Genomic DNA, 13940 nt, shown 5'->3' with positions numbered 1-13940 from the left:
ATCCCGTACGAGACGAGAGGGAGATCCAAGTATGGACCCCGTCACGCGCGTTCCGGGCCCGATCGGGCAGCGCGCTCTCCTCATCACCACCCTCGCGGTCCCGCTCACCGGCTGGACCCTCCACGCCCTCACGCTCCACCGGCGCCTCGCGGCCGAGCGCCGCGACCCGCTAACCGGAGCCCAGCGCCGTGCCGCGTTCGAACGCCGCGCCCAGCGCCTGCTCGCCCGCCACCGGCAGGACGCCCTGCTCTGCCTGGTCGACCTCGACCACTTCAAGGGCCTGAACGACACCCACGGCCACGCCGCCGGCGACGCCGCGCTCGCCGCGACCGGCGAGCGCCTCGCCCGCTGGGCCGGACCCCACGGAGTCGTCGGCCGCCTGGGCGGAGACGAGTTCGCCGCCGCCACCCGCGTCGGTGACGGCGCGATCGAGCAGCACCTCCAGGCCCTCGTGGACGCCCTGCACGAGCCCGTGCCCACCGACGCCGGGCCCGTCGCGGTCGCCGCGTCGGTCGGCGCCGCCGTCCCCGACTACCTCGGCATCCACGCCCTGCCCGCCCTGATGCGCGGCGCGGACGTCTCGATGTACCGCACCAAGCACTCCGGCCACTACGGCTGGGCGGAGATCGAGGACCTTCAGACGCCGACCGTCAACGGCCGCCGGCAGGGCCGCCCCGGCACCGCGCTGGAGCGTGCCGCATGAGCGACTCGACCCTTCCCGACGACCCGGGCACCTGGGTGCGGGGCATCACGGTCCGCCAGCCCTGGGCCACCTGCCTCCTCGCGGGCAAGAACGTGGAGAACCGGCCCGTGCCCTGGTCCTGGCGCGGCCTGGTGCTGCTGCACGCGGGCCTGCAGATCGACCGGCCCGCCCTGCGCGTGCCGCTGGTCGCCCGTACGATCCGTGGCCGCGACCTGCCGACCGGCGCGGTGATCGGCGTCGCTCGGCTGACCGGCTGCCACCAGGACCCGGACGGTACGCCGCCCTGCACCGAGTGGGCGGAGCCCGGCCGGTGGCACCTGGAGCTCGCCGATGTGCAGGAGCTCGCCCTGCCGATCCCCGCACGCGGGCAGCTCGGGCCTTGGAAGCCCACCGAGGGCCTGGTCGCCCAGATCCTCCAGCAGCTGCCCGACCTGCGGCCGTGAGAACCCGCCGTCGACCCGCACCCGCACCGCCCGAGCCGCCCGCCGCGCCCGTCCCGCTCCTGGACTGGCGCGACGGGCCGCACTTCGCCTGGCACGAGCGGTGCGTGCTGTGCCGGAAGACCACTCCGCTGAGGTCCCACGCCGGAGAAGCCGTGCACAAGACGTGCGTGGAGCTCTGGAACGCGGAGCACCCCGGCGAGACCCGGTTCGTCTCCGACCCGCCCAAGGGCGGCAAGGGCAAGGACCACGCCTGAACTTCCCCTTCAGACGGAGGCACCCATGAGCAGCACCGAACGCGATGTCGACCACACCCTCGCCTACCCCGAGCCGCCGGCCTCGCCGCTGTGGCACCGCCGCGGCCCGCAGGCCCGCCCGCTCACCGACGCACAGCGCCAGCGCAATCGCGAGCTCCTGGTGCTCGCTCAGCGCACCACCCGACCCCGCTCCCCTCGCACCACCGAGACCCTGGCGGAGGCCAGCTGATGGACACCAAGCACTGCGCCGTCGATGGCTGGGTCGACGCGATCCCCTCCCCCGGCCTGCGTGGCACCGCAACCTTCGACCTGATCGTCCCCACCGACCTCGACGCCGTCGACGAGGACATCCACGACACGGTCGTCACCTGCACCAGCGGCGACCCGAGGATCGTCCACGAGCTGCTGAACCGGATCCAGCCCGGCGACCTGCTGCGTGTGACTGGCACCCTGGTCCGCCCGCCGGCGCCCGGCGAGCCCGCCCTGCTCGTCGTCGACGCCCTGGAGATCCTCGACACCGCGCTGATCCCGGTCCTGCGGGAGATGGTGCTCGACCGGTACGGCGACTACTGCGTCATCTACGACGCCGACATGGAAACCGTGCCCGTCTTCACCGTGCTCGGGCACTGGGTCGGCCTGGCAGACAACCCCGACACCATTACCGCCCTCATCGACCTCTACGAGCGCGCGAACGGCGGCGCCTGATGAGCCCGCCTGCCGACCAGTCCCTCGTGGTCACCGACACCACCTGGGGCCTGGGCCTCTCGTGGGGTCACAAGCCGGCAGCGGTAAGGATCCGATACATCTGGGTCGGCCGCAGCACAGAGTTGGCAGCGGCGTCGTCGGCTACCTGGGGGTCCGGGTCACCGAGCAGCCGTTCCAGCAATACGTCCGTGACGTTGGGGTGACGGGCGACCCCGCGGCGCAGGAAGGGCTCGGTAGCGGCGGCGAGCTGCTGAAGGTGCGGCAGGGGCAGTTCCGGGTCCTCCAGGGCGAGGTAGCGCACGTTCGGGCTTGGCTCGTCGACGAACGTGCGCAGCACGTCACGAGGGAAGTTGGGGTGGTCGACGAGCAGCGGTCGGATGTGCAATACGTCGCCGTGAGCGCGGACCAGTCCTTCCAGAACCTCCGGTGGTGTGTTCGGCCGACGGGCGGCAGCACGGCGGACTGCGAGTTCCGGGTCGCTGTCCAGCCGACGCCATGCCTCTTCAGGCAGGTCGTGACAGGAGGCCAGTGCGCACCGGAATGGTGTGTACGGGCAGTCCAGGTAGGACATTTGCTCATCGAGAGGCGCCTCGCGCAGCCAGCCCGGTTCGGCGAAGTTCCAGCTCAGAGCCACTTCCGCCTCGATGCTTCCGTCCGCGCGTTCGGCTTCTACGAGCGCATACAGTCGCTCCCGGGTTTCGGCGTCCACATGCCGGCTCAGCGCAACCGCGACCCGCACGAGCGGGTCGTCGATGCCCAGGAGCTGGGCAACCATCTCTGCCGATAGATGAGGGTTACCGGCGACAGCCTGATGGAGCTCCTTTTCCTCGTGCCGCATGAGCTGCGCAAACTGTTCCGATGTGAGGGGGACATAGCGTGCCAGGCTGGTGCGCACTGCGGGGTCGGCAAGGCAGCGCTCCCTCCACTCAGGCGGGACACCCGGATTCCTGTGCTCGGTGGCGGCTGAACGGACCTGCGGATCCGGGTCAGCGAGTAGATCCATTTGCACGGTGAGAGGCCGGTCGTGCCAGGTTCGTGCGACTGCGGCACGCAGGCTCGGACTCGGCGCGCTGGCGAGCATCATCCGTGGCTGGCCATAGGCTTCCTCCAGGTCGACGATGCCGATCTGCACCTTGCGGTCAACCATGTCGCGGACAAAGTCTGTGAACGCGTTGCGGATCGCCGGATCGGGGTGCTCGGCAATCCTTCGGCGCATCTCCGGGGAGATCCGGTCCCCGTGAAGGGCCACAGCGGTGTTGCAGTCGCCTTGCGCCAGCAGAGCATCGACAACGACGTCCTCCAGCCGCCCGCGACGTTGCGATATCCCGTGTCGGCCGGCCTTGTGTGTAGCCAGACGTACCAGGACATCCTGAGGAGCCGACGGGTTCCGCCCCAACCCGGAGAGTTGCGGGTGATCAAGGCTTGTCATGCGCTCAACCTAGTCGGGCCGCTGCGTGCCAGCCTCCCATCGGTCCTTGGTCCGGAAAAGGGCAGCCAGCCTCACCGAACTCCTCGCCCGAGAGCTGCGCGCCCGCGGCCGCCAGGTCAACGTCGAGCCTCCACGTCCTTCTCCCCCGTGTCCTCAAGCCGGCCGATACCGGGGCGAGCGCGTGACCGCCACCGGCCTGCACGATCTCGTGACCAGCGCGGGCGATGACGGCACCATGCACCCTGCGGAACGTATCTGGATCCCCAGCCAGGACCCGGCTGCCCTCGGCTTCACCCTGATTCTTGGCGGCCTGCACATCACCAGCCTGCCTGCCCCGGACGCCGACGACGGTGACCACCCCGCTCTGTTCCTCCTCTGCGGGCGCCACCGCTGGGCCACCACCATCCACGCCGCCGCCCTCTGCATGCAGCGCGTCCACGCCTGGACCCGCTGGTGCCTCTACCCCGGCGAGCCCGGCGCCGTCCCGGTCACCACCATGCGGCACCCCGCTGCCGCAGCAGCCGTACCCAACCCCGACCTGGAACCCCAGTCCGCCACCTGGGCCCACTGACAGCGCACCATGATGAAGGTCGCCGCCTCCGCATCTTCGCGGAGGCGGCGGCCCTTTTTGGTTTCGCGGGTGGTCTCCCTGGCACTCACGTCAAAACCCGGTTTTGAACGGCTCGATCACGTAGCCCCCAGGGAGGGCGGTCACCTGGTGGCGTCCTGACCTGTCTCAGCGGAGATGCACCGGTCTCAGCGGAGATTGACGACTGGCCTTTTCGTCTCACCGAAGTTTCACCAGGCAGGGCTGTCCCGCCTCAGGCGAACTGGCCCTGCCGTGGTGATCTGGTTCGCCGGTCCGGCTGTCAGTGAGGCATGGCAGGCTGCGCCCATGAGCTATGACCTTGCCGTGTGGGAGGGCGAGCGGCCGGCGGATGACGCTGCTGCGGCCCGGTGCTTCCGCAGTCTGTATGACCGCTTCATGGACACGGAAGAGGCCGCGGTTCCTCCGTCTGAACGCATAGCGGCCTTCGTCGGCGCGCTCTTGGAGCGGTGGCCTGACCTCACCGAAGACGACGATGACACCTCACCGTGGTCAACCGCTCCGCTGATCGGGGAGGCCCGCGGCCCGTTGATCTACTTCCCCATGCGCTGGAGCATGGCCGACGAGGCATCCGCCCACGCGGCCGAAGTCGCTTCGTCCATGGGCCTCAACTGTTTCGACCCGCAGGCACGGAAGCTGCGCCATTTGTCCTGTCTCACTGAAGGTTGACCGGTGAGGTGTTGTCTCAACGAAGCGTGATCGAGACATCTTGCCGGCAACCTGACGGTGTGGATGACTTCACCGAGCAAGGGCTTCGCGACGTGATCACCGCAGCGGAATCACCGGCCTGGTCTGTGAGGGCTGCGGCAGGACGACGTCTGGCGGCAGCGCCTCAGATTGAGGGTGTCGCCGGTGTCCTGCACCGTCTCTTGCTGGACGCTCAGGACACCGGCGTGACCTCGGAGACTGCGTTGGCTCTCTTGGCTCGGAGAGATCTGGCCGGCCTGCGGGCCGTGCTCGCTGCACGTGCAGTCGCCTCCGACCAGGGAACGGCCGATCAGCTCGCTGCGGAGCTTGACTGTGACCCACGCTGGGCGACCGGAGAGGACGGCGATGAGCTGATCGCGCAGCTCCGGACCTTGGCAGCTGACCAAGATTCCGATGTCCGCAACGAAGCCCAATTGCGACTTACAAGCCTGTGCTGATCGGGAGGCACTGCCCAATCTTCGATGAGATCGGTCAACCTTCGGTGAGACAGGACAGTCCCCCGCTGAGTCCTCGCCCGGCCAGAGGCTGTCCCGTCTCAGGTGATCTGGCCCGTCTACGAGGCGGCTAGCGGGCGATACTGCACGTCGTGGATCGCGAAGACCTGGCTGCTGCCCTCGAACAACATGGGACCGATGCCGCCTGCGAGGCCGCCCTAGCTTTGCGTGCTGGGGCGACCTTCTCGGTGTGGGGCGAAGCGGCGCTGCCAGCCAGCCGGTTCCTCAGCGTCTGGGCGTGGCGGGCTCAATGCATGGCGGAGGACGGCATTGTCACCCGCAAGGACTTCGAGCAGGGACTGCCAGCACTTCAGCGCCTGGGAGATGCCCCAGTCGCCATGGGACGAGTGGATGCTACCGAAGGCACTCGCCTGATCTTTCTGTCCACCGATCTGATCTCATGCGTTGCCGTGCTGTAGATCGGCATGAACTCATCCGGACCAGAACGACTGAGACGCCACCCGACATCCAGGCTTCAGGGGCCAGAGCGTCTGAGATTTTCGGTAGTCGGCGTCTCAGCTGATCTGGTCGCCGCAGGTCACAGCTCCGTCCAGGGGCCACATCAGCTGAGACGGGACACTTCGACCCGTCTCCGCGAACTTCGGCCGCCTCTGCAGCTGCCCAGTCCGGTCAGTCGATGGGGCTGTCCTGCTGAGGCCAAGGGCCTTCGAAGGCCGGCCCGCAGCCATCGGGCAGATGAGCCACCACCAACGCAGCCGCCTCCTGCGGTGTAAGCGACTCGCCCAGCACGCCATCCACGCGTATCGGCGCGTAGACGATGCACCATTGCGCGTCGCCCACGATGTACGGCAAGTCGTTGCTCCACGGGTACTGCGTGTTCCGGTGGAAGGAGAGCGCCCCGTGGCTCGGAAACGGGAACAGGGCCCGCAGCCGAGGCTCGGCATAGGCGGCCGCAATGACGGCAGGATCTCCCCGCCGCGCCCCCGGGCGCCCTTCCAGTATTCCGCGCCAGGTCTTCTCGACCACAGTCTCTTCAGTCATTCCGTGATCATGGCGCCCGCGCTCGGCGGCGACAACCAGCTCTGCCCGGGCGGCCAAACTTTGACGAGTCCTACCGAGTTTCGCTGAGACGGGTCTTCAAAACCCGGTTTTGAAAACGTCGCGGCGTGGCCCCCCCGGGCAGTACAAGGAGGGGACGGGGAGCTGGCCCGCCTCAGCGAAGACGCACCGGTCTCACCGAAGGCTCCCCTCGCGAACTGGAAGACTCGTTCCATGGCCGAGCAGCTGACGAAGTGGTCCGTTACCGCAGGAACCGTGATCCACCACATGCACTACGGGCTCAGGGTCCAGATTCCGTCCGGAGAGATCGGTGTGGTCGACCGCGTCTACATCGACGATGACTACGTCAACCCAGCAGACTGGCCATCGATCGGCTCGGTGATCGCAGTCGTCGGGGCCGGCTATGTCGGCCCTCAGCTTCGGCTGAGCAGCCGCCCGACGCACATCGAGGAGGCCAAGGCCCGTATGGCGGACAACCATCATTCGGCAGCCCAAGCCGAAGCCGAGAACTTTGGACCTGACTACAGAGTCCGCTCAAGCTGACCCTGCCCCGGAAGATGCGAGATCCACCGAGAATCGCCTCTGCGCCTTCCCCGGTCTCATGAAGCTTGCCACCACGAAGTAACCGCACGCCCCACACAGTCCGAGGGACACTCCACCCTCGGCATCCTGCTCCTCCCCCGCCACGACGGGGTCCGCCCCTGGGACACCAACATCATCCGTGTCCACGGGCACCTCGACCTGCCCGACGACGAACCCCACCTTCACCGGCAGGCATGAAACCGCACCCCCAGAGCGGGACATAGGACGCCGCCGACTGACCCCCGCAGCAGGGAACAATCAATGTTCGAGGTGCGGCGTTGGCCAGACCGTGCGCATGTATCGCTCCCCTCATGGGCGATGTCTGGCCACCTCGTCTGTCGGCGTGCCGGAGCCATTCGTATGGCTGCCTGTGAGCGAGGGGCTGGCAGGGCAGGGCAGCGTCCCCGCACGGTCAGAAAGAAGTCCATGGCGCTGTTGGTGTGCCATCCGGGTCCAGCCCATAGGGCCACAACCTGATCAGGTCATCTTCCGCATCGTAGGAGGCGCCGTGGTCGGCGGCTTCCCGGTAGAGGGTTTCGGCGCCCTTCAGATCCCCGGCTGCCTCCCGCATCCGGGCTATCACGGCCAGTGCGGAAGAGGCGCCGTGGTCGGCGGCTTGCCGGTAGAGGGTTTCGGCGCCCTTCAGGTCGCCAGCCCTCTCCCGCATTTCGACCAGCCTGACCAAGGCATAAGGGGCGTAGGTAGGGTTGTCGTGGTCGACGATTTGCCGGTAGAGGGTTTCGGCGTCGCTCAGGTCCCCAGCTCGCTCTCGCATCCGGGCTATCGCGGCCAGCGCTGAAGGATTGTGGTGGTCGGCGGCTTCCCGGAGGACGGCTTCAGCACCCTTCAGGTCCCCTGCCTCCTCCCGCAGGCGGACCAGTCTCTCCCAGGCGTAAGGCGCGTACGTCGGGTCGTCCTGGTCGGTGGCCTCCTTGAGGAGGGCTTCGAAGCCCTCCAGGTCCCCGGACTCCTCCCGCATCCGGGCCAGCTCGGCCAAAGGAGAAGGGTGGCCGTGGTCGGCAGCTTCCCGGAGGAGGGCTTCGGCGCCCTTCAGGTCCCCGGCCTTCTCCCGCATCTGAGCCAGCTTCTCCCAGGCGTAAGGCGCGTACAACGGGTCATCTTGGTCGGCGGCTTGTCGGTAGAGGGTTACGGCGCCCTTCACGTCCCCACCCTCCTCCCGCATATGGGCCATGCTGATCAGGCCGTACGACTCGCCTTGGTCGGCGGCTTGCCGGTAGAGGGTTTCGGCGCCCTTCAGATCCCCGGTCTCTGCCCGCCTCCGGGCCATTTCGGCCAGTGCAGAAGACTCTCCGTGGTCGGCGGCTTCCCGGTAGAGGGCTTCGGCGCCCTTCAGATCCCCGGCCTTATTCCGCATTCGTGCCAGCCTGACCAAGGCGTGAGCGTCACCATGGTCGGCGGCCTCCCGGTAGGCGGTTTCGGCGCCCTTCAGGTCCCCGGCCTTCTCACCCCTCCGGGCCAGTTCGATCATGGCGGTGGTGCTGCCGTGTGCGGCGGCCCGGTGGCGGAGGTGGTGGGCCCACTGCCGGCGTAGTCGTGTATGCGCCTCCTGGGTGAGGTTGTGGAGGTCGTCAGGGTGGGTGAGGTGGGTGTGGGCGGCGTGCCAGAAGGAGGCGGGTGGGCACAGGTGCGAGCGGGTGGTGCGGCCGTGCTGTTCGAGGTAGTCGGCGAGCCGGACCGTCGGCCCTACGGATTGAGGCGAAGAGGCTCTGCGTTCCGTGGGCGGGACAGGGCGTCTTGCGGGGCGGGGTGTGGTGGTGCGCAGAGCGGATTGCTTGCCGTGGACAGGCTGGGCGAGCTCGGCGTAGGCGTGTTCGGCCCAGGCGCCGGTGAGGTCGTCGTATTCGGCGTCGGTGAGGTAGTCAACGGCGGCGTCGGTCAGGAATGCCTGGGGGAGGTGCGGGCTGACACCGAGGCGGCGGGCGTCCATGGCCGCTTCCAGCAGGGCACGGGCGGGAGGGCTGGCGTTGTGGAGCTGGTGGAGGAGTTCCGGGGCTCCGGCCAGGTCCTGGGTGAGGCGTCCGTGCTCGCTGGCGCGGGTGAGGGCGTCGGCCAGCAGCGTGTCGCCTCTCTGGGCGAGTTCGGCGGCGGTGGCGAGGGCGGAGGCGTCGAAGGCTTCGGGGACGGTCAGGGTGCGGCCGGCGAGGAGCTCCCGGACGCGGCTGTGCGGATCGGGAGCGTCGGGGGAGGGGAGGGCCCGGTACTGGTGGGCGTATTCGGGCCACAGAGTGCCCAGGACGAGGACGGGCCCTCGTTCGGGTGTGACGAGCAGGTGGTGCAGGGCGGCGGCGATCCGTTCACCGTGCTCCCGGTCGCCGAGGTAGTGCTGGGCTTCGTTGAGCCACACCACCGTCCGCGGCCCGACCCGGTGCAGGTCGTCGAGCGCGGCTTCGGCGCGGGTCGGGTCGAAGGGGTGCCACAGCCGCCAGCCTTCGGCGGCGAGCGGCTGGACCGCTTCCCAGCAGGCCCGCGTCTTACCCGTCGATGACGAGCCCACCACAACCACCATCCGACTGCCGCCCGCGACAGCCTCCGCCACCGCCTGCGCCAGGACCTGGTCGTGCTCCCGCCGGACGTACCCGGGAAGCATCCGGTTTCCAGGACCTCCCGTTGTGCCTGTGGCCGGCAGTGCGGGGCTGGCGGGGTGGACCTCCAGGTCGTGCGGGTCCCACTGCCCGATCAGTCGCCCCAGACCTGCATCATCCGCCCCGGACACAGCCGACCTGGCCACCAGTGGGGCCGCCACGGCGGAGCGGCGCAGCTCCAGCAGTTCCTCCACGTCAAGGCGCAGGGCGTGTGCCAGGGCTGCCACCGTCTGTTCTGACGGCACTGGCCCGCTGTCCTGGAACGCCTCCGACACTGTCGTGCGCCCCAGGCCGGCCTGGCGGGCGAGCTGCGTCTTGGTCCACCGGCGCCGGGCCAACTCGTCGCCGAGCCTCCTGCGCAGCTCGGCAAGAGCCGCTTCCTCGCTCCGCTCGTTCTCGTCGTGCACCTGCTCGTTCCCCCCTTGGGCCGCGGTGTTCGCCGGTGTTCATCTTCGTCCGGCGCGAACCCCGGCGAACACCCATTGCGCGACCTTCGGTCACGTCAGCACCTCACACCGTTTTTCGGGAGCCTGTCGTGACCCTCGCCCTTATCCTCGCCATCACCACGCTCGTCCTCTTCATCGCAGTCGCCGCCGCCGGCGGCGCGGCCAAGCTCGCCCGTCTCGACGGCGCCACTTACCCCGCCGCCCTCACCCGCGCTGCCGTTGCCTTTACGGCGATCCTCACCCTCGCTGCCGCGGTCACCGGTGCCTTCGCCGCGGTACTGACGTGACCCCGGTGCGGCGGGGTGCGTAGGAATGTGCCTGTCCCGACGGTGCGGGGCAGGCACATCTGCGTTTCGGTTACTTCTCTGGTTCCTCATCGGTGCCCGCGTTTCTCCCCGTGCCCCCATCTTCAGCGGGGGAGGAGCAGTCGGCATTGGTCCCGGCATCGCCTCGGTCGGGCGGGCCTCGCCCGTATCGCTGGCGGCTTGCCTTCGTTCCCGTGGTTGTGTTCGCGCTCGGCGGCGTGGGTTCGTCCCCCGGTTCCCTGCGCATTCATTGGTCTGTGTGGGGGCTCGCCGACGAAGATCGAAAATGCTCAATGCCCCGACGGCTGTGCAGAGGGTGCGGCTGCTGGGGAAACCGGGCGTCATCTTCAAAACCGGGTTTTGAAGGACATCCGCAGGGGAGTGGTGAACCCCTGATACAGGACGTTCAAAACCCGGTTTTGAAACACGACTGCCTTCAGTACCTCCCGGTAGGGCGATACATGGCATCCTGTCCCGGTCCGCTAGTACCAGCCAGTCCGGCTGGGAAGCATACGGAGCATCAGGAGTACCACCCATGGCACGGATCACCGCGCTCATCAACCGCAAGGGTGGAGTCGGGAAGTCGACTCTCACCGTCAACACCGCGGCCATCACCGCCCACGTTCTGGGCGCAGCCCCTGAGGGCGACCCCCACTACGTCGCAGCCGTCTCCGCCGACCCCCAGGGCTCCACCACCTGGTGGTCGGAACGAGTCGGCAACGAGCTGCCCTTCTCCTTCGAGCAGATCAACTCCAAGGACGACCTGGAGCTCTTCTCCGCTCTCAAGAAGTCCCGCAAGATCAAGCACGCCTTCATCGACACCCCGGGCTGGATGGACCTCCCCGACGACGAGAAGGAAGAAGCCGGCGACCCGTTCGGCAAGAGCACCGCGGCCGACGCCATGCGCGCCGTGCTGGCCAACGCCGACGACATCATCATCCCCATCGAGCCCGAGCCTCTCGGGTTCATGCCGACCCGCGACACCATCGAGGAAGTGGTCAAGCCTCTCGGCATCCCCTACCTCGTCGTCATCAACAACTGGGACCCCCGCGACGGCGAAGCCGACCTCGACCAGACCAAGGACTTCATCCGGGCCCAGGGCTGGAACCTGGCCAACACCGTCGTCCGCCACTACAAGGTCCACACCCGGGCGGCCCTCGAAGGCACTGTCGTCACCCAGTACAAGAAGAACCGGGTCGCGATGGAAGCCCGCGAGGACTTCTACCAGCTCGCCCTCGAGCTCGGCGCCGGCAAGAAGGGTGCGCGCTGATGGCGGCGAAGAAGCCCTGGGCCGATCTTCTCGACGGGCCGGGCAAGCCCGGCAGCAAGCGAGCCACTGCAGACGAGCCGGTCAAGGCAGAAGCACCGCCGACCACCGTCTACATGCACACCCTGGTCGGCAACCCCGAGAACCCGCGCACCGACGCCGACTACAGCGACGACGACTCCGACTTCCGCGAGCTGAAGGAGTCGATGAAGTCCGTCGGACAGCTCCAGCCGGCCGTCGCCATGTCCCGCGAAGCGTTCCTCCGAGTCAAGCCTGTGCACGGTCAGGCCCTCGGCGACGCGCAGTGGGTCGTCATCCTCGGCAACCGGCGCTTCCAGGCAGCCAAGCAGCTCGGCTGGACGAAGTTCGAGATCCGGGTCCGCGACCGCCTCGGCAACGAAGACGACGACAAGCTCGACGAAGCCGTCGTCATCGAGAACATCCACCGCAAGAACATCCCTCCCTACAAGGAGGCCGAGTTCCTGCAGCGCATGGTCGAACGCCACGGCTCCCAGGAGAAGGTCGCGGAGCGCATCGGCAAGTCGCAGATGTACGTCTCCAACCGCCTGGCTCTGCTCAACCTGCCGCCCGAGCTCCAAGACGCCGTCGACACCAAGCAGCTCAAGGTGAAGACGGCCGAGAAGATCGCCAAGATCCAGGACCCGGAACAGCAGAAGGCCATCGCTGCCGAAGAGCTGCGCAAGGCCCAGGCACCGAAGGCCCCGCGGAAGCGCACAGCCACGCCAGTGGCTTCGCCCGTTCAAAACCCGGTTTTGAACCCCGCGCCGGAAACCGCGTTGAGCAGCGGGGGAGGGGTGGCTGTAGTCTCCCCCGACGCCGGCGAGCCCACCGTCACCGTTCCGGAACCTCGGATCACTAAGTCCGCGGGGGCACCGGCAGCTGCCGAGGTGCCGTGGCATGACGGCTCTGCGCTCATGGATGCAGCATTCGTCCGGCTGGACCCGGCCCAACGGAGCGAGTTCATCCTTCACTACTTCAGACGCAGCCAGGGTGTGGAGGCCGTCATCGCTGATATGCGAGGAGACCTCGCCCCGCAGGCTCGCGCCTCGCTTGCAGGCATCCTTCAGCAGGTTGCTGCTGGCCTCCTTCGAGACGCGTAGTTCAGCCAGAAGCCCCCTGCTCTTTTCGACCGAAGAAGAGCAGGGGGCTTGCCCACATCAAGACACTGGTGACCGGACTGGCCTCAAGCCTCAACCTGCAGGCAGCCTGGGATCGTGCGCCGGATGACATCCGACAGGGCCTGCAGTCTGGTGAGCCAATCCGAGACGGTCGGCGCTCCTGCAAATGCGCTGCCCTCAAGGCCGTACCAGGAGCTCGTGGGACCCGATCCGGCGCCATATGACGTGCTGCTCCCCGGCGATCCGTGCTCGGCTGTACGACCACATCGCGCGCCCGTTCGGCGCCCTGGCCGGCTCGAAGACGCTGGGTGCGCTGCGGACGCCCTTCACGCGGAGGCCGGCGCGGAAGCTCCCATGTCCGGTGCGTAGGTCGTCGACGAAGGCGTTGACGGCCTGGCGGAAGCGGCGGCGCTGGGCGGGGGTGAGGCGGTCCAGGTCGGTGGTGGAGCGAGGCAGGGCTTCGTGCGTCGGCACGGTCTCCTCCAGGAAGCACGAAGCCCTCGGCCGGTAGCCGGGGCATGGGTGTCTCACTGGGGGGTGAGGGAGTCGGTGACGTGGTGCGGGACGGGGCGCCTCCCGCCATTGGGCGGGGGAGCGCTCTGTAGCTGTCTGCCGGTGCAACGGAGCCGGTCGTTGTCGTTTGTTGGGGCTCGCGGGGCGTGGCGCAGTATTCACACGGCCCAGGTCAGCTCTCGTAGCGGGCACGCATCAGGTCGGCCCACGCCTGCACCCGGGTCATGTCGCCGGCGCGTTCGGCACGGTCTCCGCGAACGCTGCGGCCCCGCCGCCGTGGCCGCGGTCGCCAAGGCCGACGCCAAGAACGACAACACCATGCGCTCCACGCACCTCACCATCGAGGCCGCCGCCGACGCCGCCGAGAAGGAGAACCAGCAGATCTCCGTTGCGGTCGTCGACCGCAACGGCAACACCATCCTCGCCATGCGCGGTGACGGTGTCGGCCCGCAGTCCTTTGAGTCCACGGTGAAGAAGGCGTACACCGCCGTCTCCTGGAACGCCCCGTCCTCCAGGCTGGTCAAGTGCCTCGCGAACGTCCCAACCCTGAAGGACATCCCGGGCACCCTGTTCCTGGGCGGTGGCGCCTCGGTGACCGCCAACAGTGCTCCGATCGCGGGCTTCGGTGGCGCGGGTGCCCCGTCCACCGGCCTGGACGAGAAGTCGCCAGGCCGGCGTCGCCGCTCTGGCGAAGTAGTCCGGCGCGGCAGTCCCACCGATCG

17 protein-coding genes and 1 pseudogene are annotated in these 13940 nt (G+C 68.3%); 14 read left to right on the top strand and 4 right to left on the bottom strand.

Annotation, left to right across the window (positions count from 1 at the left end; all coding sequences use genetic code 11):
• Positions 1-31: 31 nt before the first annotated feature.
• From IE321_RS17935 to IE321_RS17915, 5 genes are read left to right on the top strand one after another with little or no spacing between them, the layout of a single operon-like run.
• Entirely contained in the window at positions 32-703 is a 672-nt protein-coding gene (locus tag IE321_RS17935; RefSeq protein ID WP_190223650.1) for a GGDEF domain-containing protein, read from the top strand.
• Complete coding sequence (locus IE321_RS17930) at positions 700-1146, top strand: ASCH domain-containing protein (protein WP_190223649.1); 447 nt, start codon at positions 700-702, stop codon at positions 1144-1146. The genes IE321_RS17935 and IE321_RS17930 overlap by 4 nt, the downstream gene beginning before the upstream one ends.
• Complete coding sequence (locus IE321_RS17925) at positions 1143-1400, top strand: hypothetical protein (protein WP_190223648.1); 258 nt, start codon at positions 1143-1145, stop codon at positions 1398-1400. The genes IE321_RS17930 and IE321_RS17925 overlap by 4 nt, the downstream gene beginning before the upstream one ends.
• 25 nt (positions 1401-1425) lie before the next feature.
• Positions 1426-1629, top strand: a complete 204-nt coding sequence (locus IE321_RS17920) for a hypothetical protein (RefSeq protein WP_190223647.1) — start codon at positions 1426-1428, stop codon at positions 1627-1629.
• On the top strand, positions 1629-2105 hold the full coding sequence (locus IE321_RS17915; RefSeq protein ID WP_190223646.1) for a hypothetical protein: 477 nt from the start codon (positions 1629-1631) through the stop codon (positions 2103-2105). Before IE321_RS17920 ends, IE321_RS17915 begins: the two co-directional genes overlap by 1 nt.
• Before the next feature lie 67 nt (positions 2106-2172).
• Here the strand turns inward: IE321_RS17915 and IE321_RS42025 are convergent, their stop codons facing one another.
• Positions 2173-3534 carry a hypothetical protein gene (locus tag IE321_RS42025; RefSeq protein WP_226651528.1) on the bottom strand — a complete coding sequence of 454 codons (1362 nt, stop codon included), beginning with the start codon at positions 3532-3534 and terminating at the stop codon, positions 2173-2175.
• A 181-nt stretch (positions 3535-3715) separates the two neighbouring features.
• On the opposite strand from IE321_RS42025, the gene IE321_RS17905 reads away from it, so the two are divergent.
• The 4 genes from IE321_RS17905 to IE321_RS17890 all read left to right on the top strand — a co-directional run bounded on the left by IE321_RS17905 (position 3716) and on the right by IE321_RS17890 (position 5762).
• A complete protein-coding gene (locus IE321_RS17905; protein ID WP_226651527.1) occupies positions 3716-4105 on the top strand; it encodes a hypothetical protein in 390 nt (129 codons plus the stop codon).
• Positions 4106-4429: 324 nt separating this feature from the next.
• Positions 4430-4810, top strand: a complete 381-nt coding sequence (locus tag IE321_RS17900; RefSeq protein ID WP_190223645.1) for a hypothetical protein — start codon at positions 4430-4432, stop codon at positions 4808-4810.
• A 59-nt stretch (positions 4811-4869) separates the two neighbouring features.
• Positions 4870-5286 carry a hypothetical protein gene (locus tag IE321_RS17895; RefSeq protein ID WP_190223644.1) on the top strand — a complete coding sequence of 139 codons (417 nt, stop codon included), beginning with the start codon at positions 4870-4872 and terminating at the stop codon, positions 5284-5286.
• Between the two features lie 149 nt (positions 5287-5435).
• On the top strand, positions 5436-5762 hold the full coding sequence (locus IE321_RS17890) for a hypothetical protein (RefSeq protein ID WP_190223643.1): 327 nt from the start codon (positions 5436-5438) through the stop codon (positions 5760-5762).
• A 211-nt stretch (positions 5763-5973) separates the two neighbouring features.
• Here IE321_RS17890 and IE321_RS17885 read toward each other — a convergent pair whose 3' ends face one another.
• Positions 5974-6345: a DUF6193 family natural product biosynthesis protein gene (locus IE321_RS17885; protein ID WP_190223642.1), complete on the bottom strand. Its 372-nt coding sequence runs from the start codon at positions 6343-6345 to the stop codon at positions 5974-5976.
• A 231-nt stretch (positions 6346-6576) separates the two neighbouring features.
• On the opposite strand from IE321_RS17885, the gene IE321_RS17880 reads away from it, so the two are divergent.
• On the top strand, positions 6577-6906 hold the full coding sequence (locus IE321_RS17880; protein ID WP_190223641.1) for a S1 domain-containing protein: 330 nt from the start codon (positions 6577-6579) through the stop codon (positions 6904-6906).
• A 451-nt stretch (positions 6907-7357) separates the two neighbouring features.
• Here the strand turns inward: IE321_RS17880 and IE321_RS17875 are convergent, their stop codons facing one another.
• Positions 7358-9955 carry a helix-turn-helix domain-containing protein gene (locus tag IE321_RS17875; protein WP_190223640.1) on the bottom strand — a complete coding sequence of 866 codons (2598 nt, stop codon included), beginning with the start codon at positions 9953-9955 and terminating at the stop codon, positions 7358-7360.
• Positions 9956-10083: 128 nt separating this feature from the next.
• On the opposite strand from IE321_RS17875, the gene IE321_RS17870 reads away from it, so the two are divergent.
• The 3 genes from IE321_RS17870 to IE321_RS17860 all read left to right on the top strand — a co-directional run bounded on the left by IE321_RS17870 (position 10084) and on the right by IE321_RS17860 (position 12687).
• Positions 10084-10281: a hypothetical protein gene (locus IE321_RS17870; protein WP_190223639.1), complete on the top strand. Its 198-nt coding sequence runs from the start codon at positions 10084-10086 to the stop codon at positions 10279-10281.
• A 553-nt stretch (positions 10282-10834) separates the two neighbouring features.
• Positions 10835-11569, top strand: a complete 735-nt coding sequence (locus IE321_RS17865; RefSeq protein WP_190223638.1) for a ParA family protein — start codon at positions 10835-10837, stop codon at positions 11567-11569.
• The gene (locus IE321_RS17860) at positions 11569-12687 is read left to right on the top strand and encodes a ParB/RepB/Spo0J family partition protein (protein ID WP_190223637.1); all 1119 of its coding nucleotides are present in this window, start codon (positions 11569-11571) and stop codon (positions 12685-12687) included. The genes IE321_RS17865 and IE321_RS17860 overlap by 1 nt, the downstream gene beginning before the upstream one ends.
• Positions 12688-12882: 195 nt before the next feature.
• On the opposite strand, the gene IE321_RS17855 is transcribed toward IE321_RS17860, so the two are convergent.
• A complete protein-coding gene (locus tag IE321_RS17855; RefSeq protein ID WP_190223636.1) occupies positions 12883-13179 on the bottom strand; it encodes a hypothetical protein in 297 nt (98 codons plus the stop codon).
• 250 nt (positions 13180-13429) lie between these two features.
• Here IE321_RS17855 and IE321_RS17850 point away from each other — a divergent pair.
• Positions 13430-13915 (top strand): annotated as a pseudogene (locus tag IE321_RS17850) (GlcG/HbpS family heme-binding protein).
• Positions 13916-13940 lie beyond the last annotated feature (25 nt).

This window comes from Streptomyces hydrogenans (assembly GCF_014656075.1).
Classification (GTDB): domain Bacteria; phylum Actinomycetota; class Actinomycetes; order Streptomycetales; family Streptomycetaceae; genus Streptomyces; species Streptomyces hydrogenans.
This window is presented reverse-complemented; position numbering and strand designations above follow the sequence as displayed.

Coding starts and splice junctions, on each gene's coding strand:
- IE321_RS17935 (WP_190223650.1), top strand. CDS start 32: ATGGACCCCGTCACGCGCGTTCCGGGCCCGATCGGGCAGCGCGCTCTC.
- IE321_RS17930 (WP_190223649.1), top strand. CDS start 700: ATGAGCGACTCGACCCTTCCCGACGACCCGGGCACCTGGGTGCGGGGC.
- IE321_RS17920 (WP_190223647.1), top strand. CDS start 1,426: ATGAGCAGCACCGAACGCGATGTCGACCACACCCTCGCCTACCCCGAG.
- IE321_RS17915 (WP_190223646.1), top strand. CDS start 1,629: ATGGACACCAAGCACTGCGCCGTCGATGGCTGGGTCGACGCGATCCCC.
- IE321_RS42025 (WP_226651528.1), bottom strand. CDS start 3,534: ATGACAAGCCTTGATCACCCGCAACTCTCCGGGTTGGGGCGGAACCCG.
- IE321_RS17900 (WP_190223645.1), top strand. CDS start 4,430: ATGAGCTATGACCTTGCCGTGTGGGAGGGCGAGCGGCCGGCGGATGAC.
- IE321_RS17885 (WP_190223642.1), bottom strand. CDS start 6,345: ATGACTGAAGAGACTGTGGTCGAGAAGACCTGGCGCGGAATACTGGAA.
- IE321_RS17880 (WP_190223641.1), top strand. CDS start 6,577: ATGGCCGAGCAGCTGACGAAGTGGTCCGTTACCGCAGGAACCGTGATC.
- IE321_RS17865 (WP_190223638.1), top strand. CDS start 10,835: ATGGCACGGATCACCGCGCTCATCAACCGCAAGGGTGGAGTCGGGAAG.
- IE321_RS17860 (WP_190223637.1), top strand. CDS start 11,569: ATGGCGGCGAAGAAGCCCTGGGCCGATCTTCTCGACGGGCCGGGCAAG.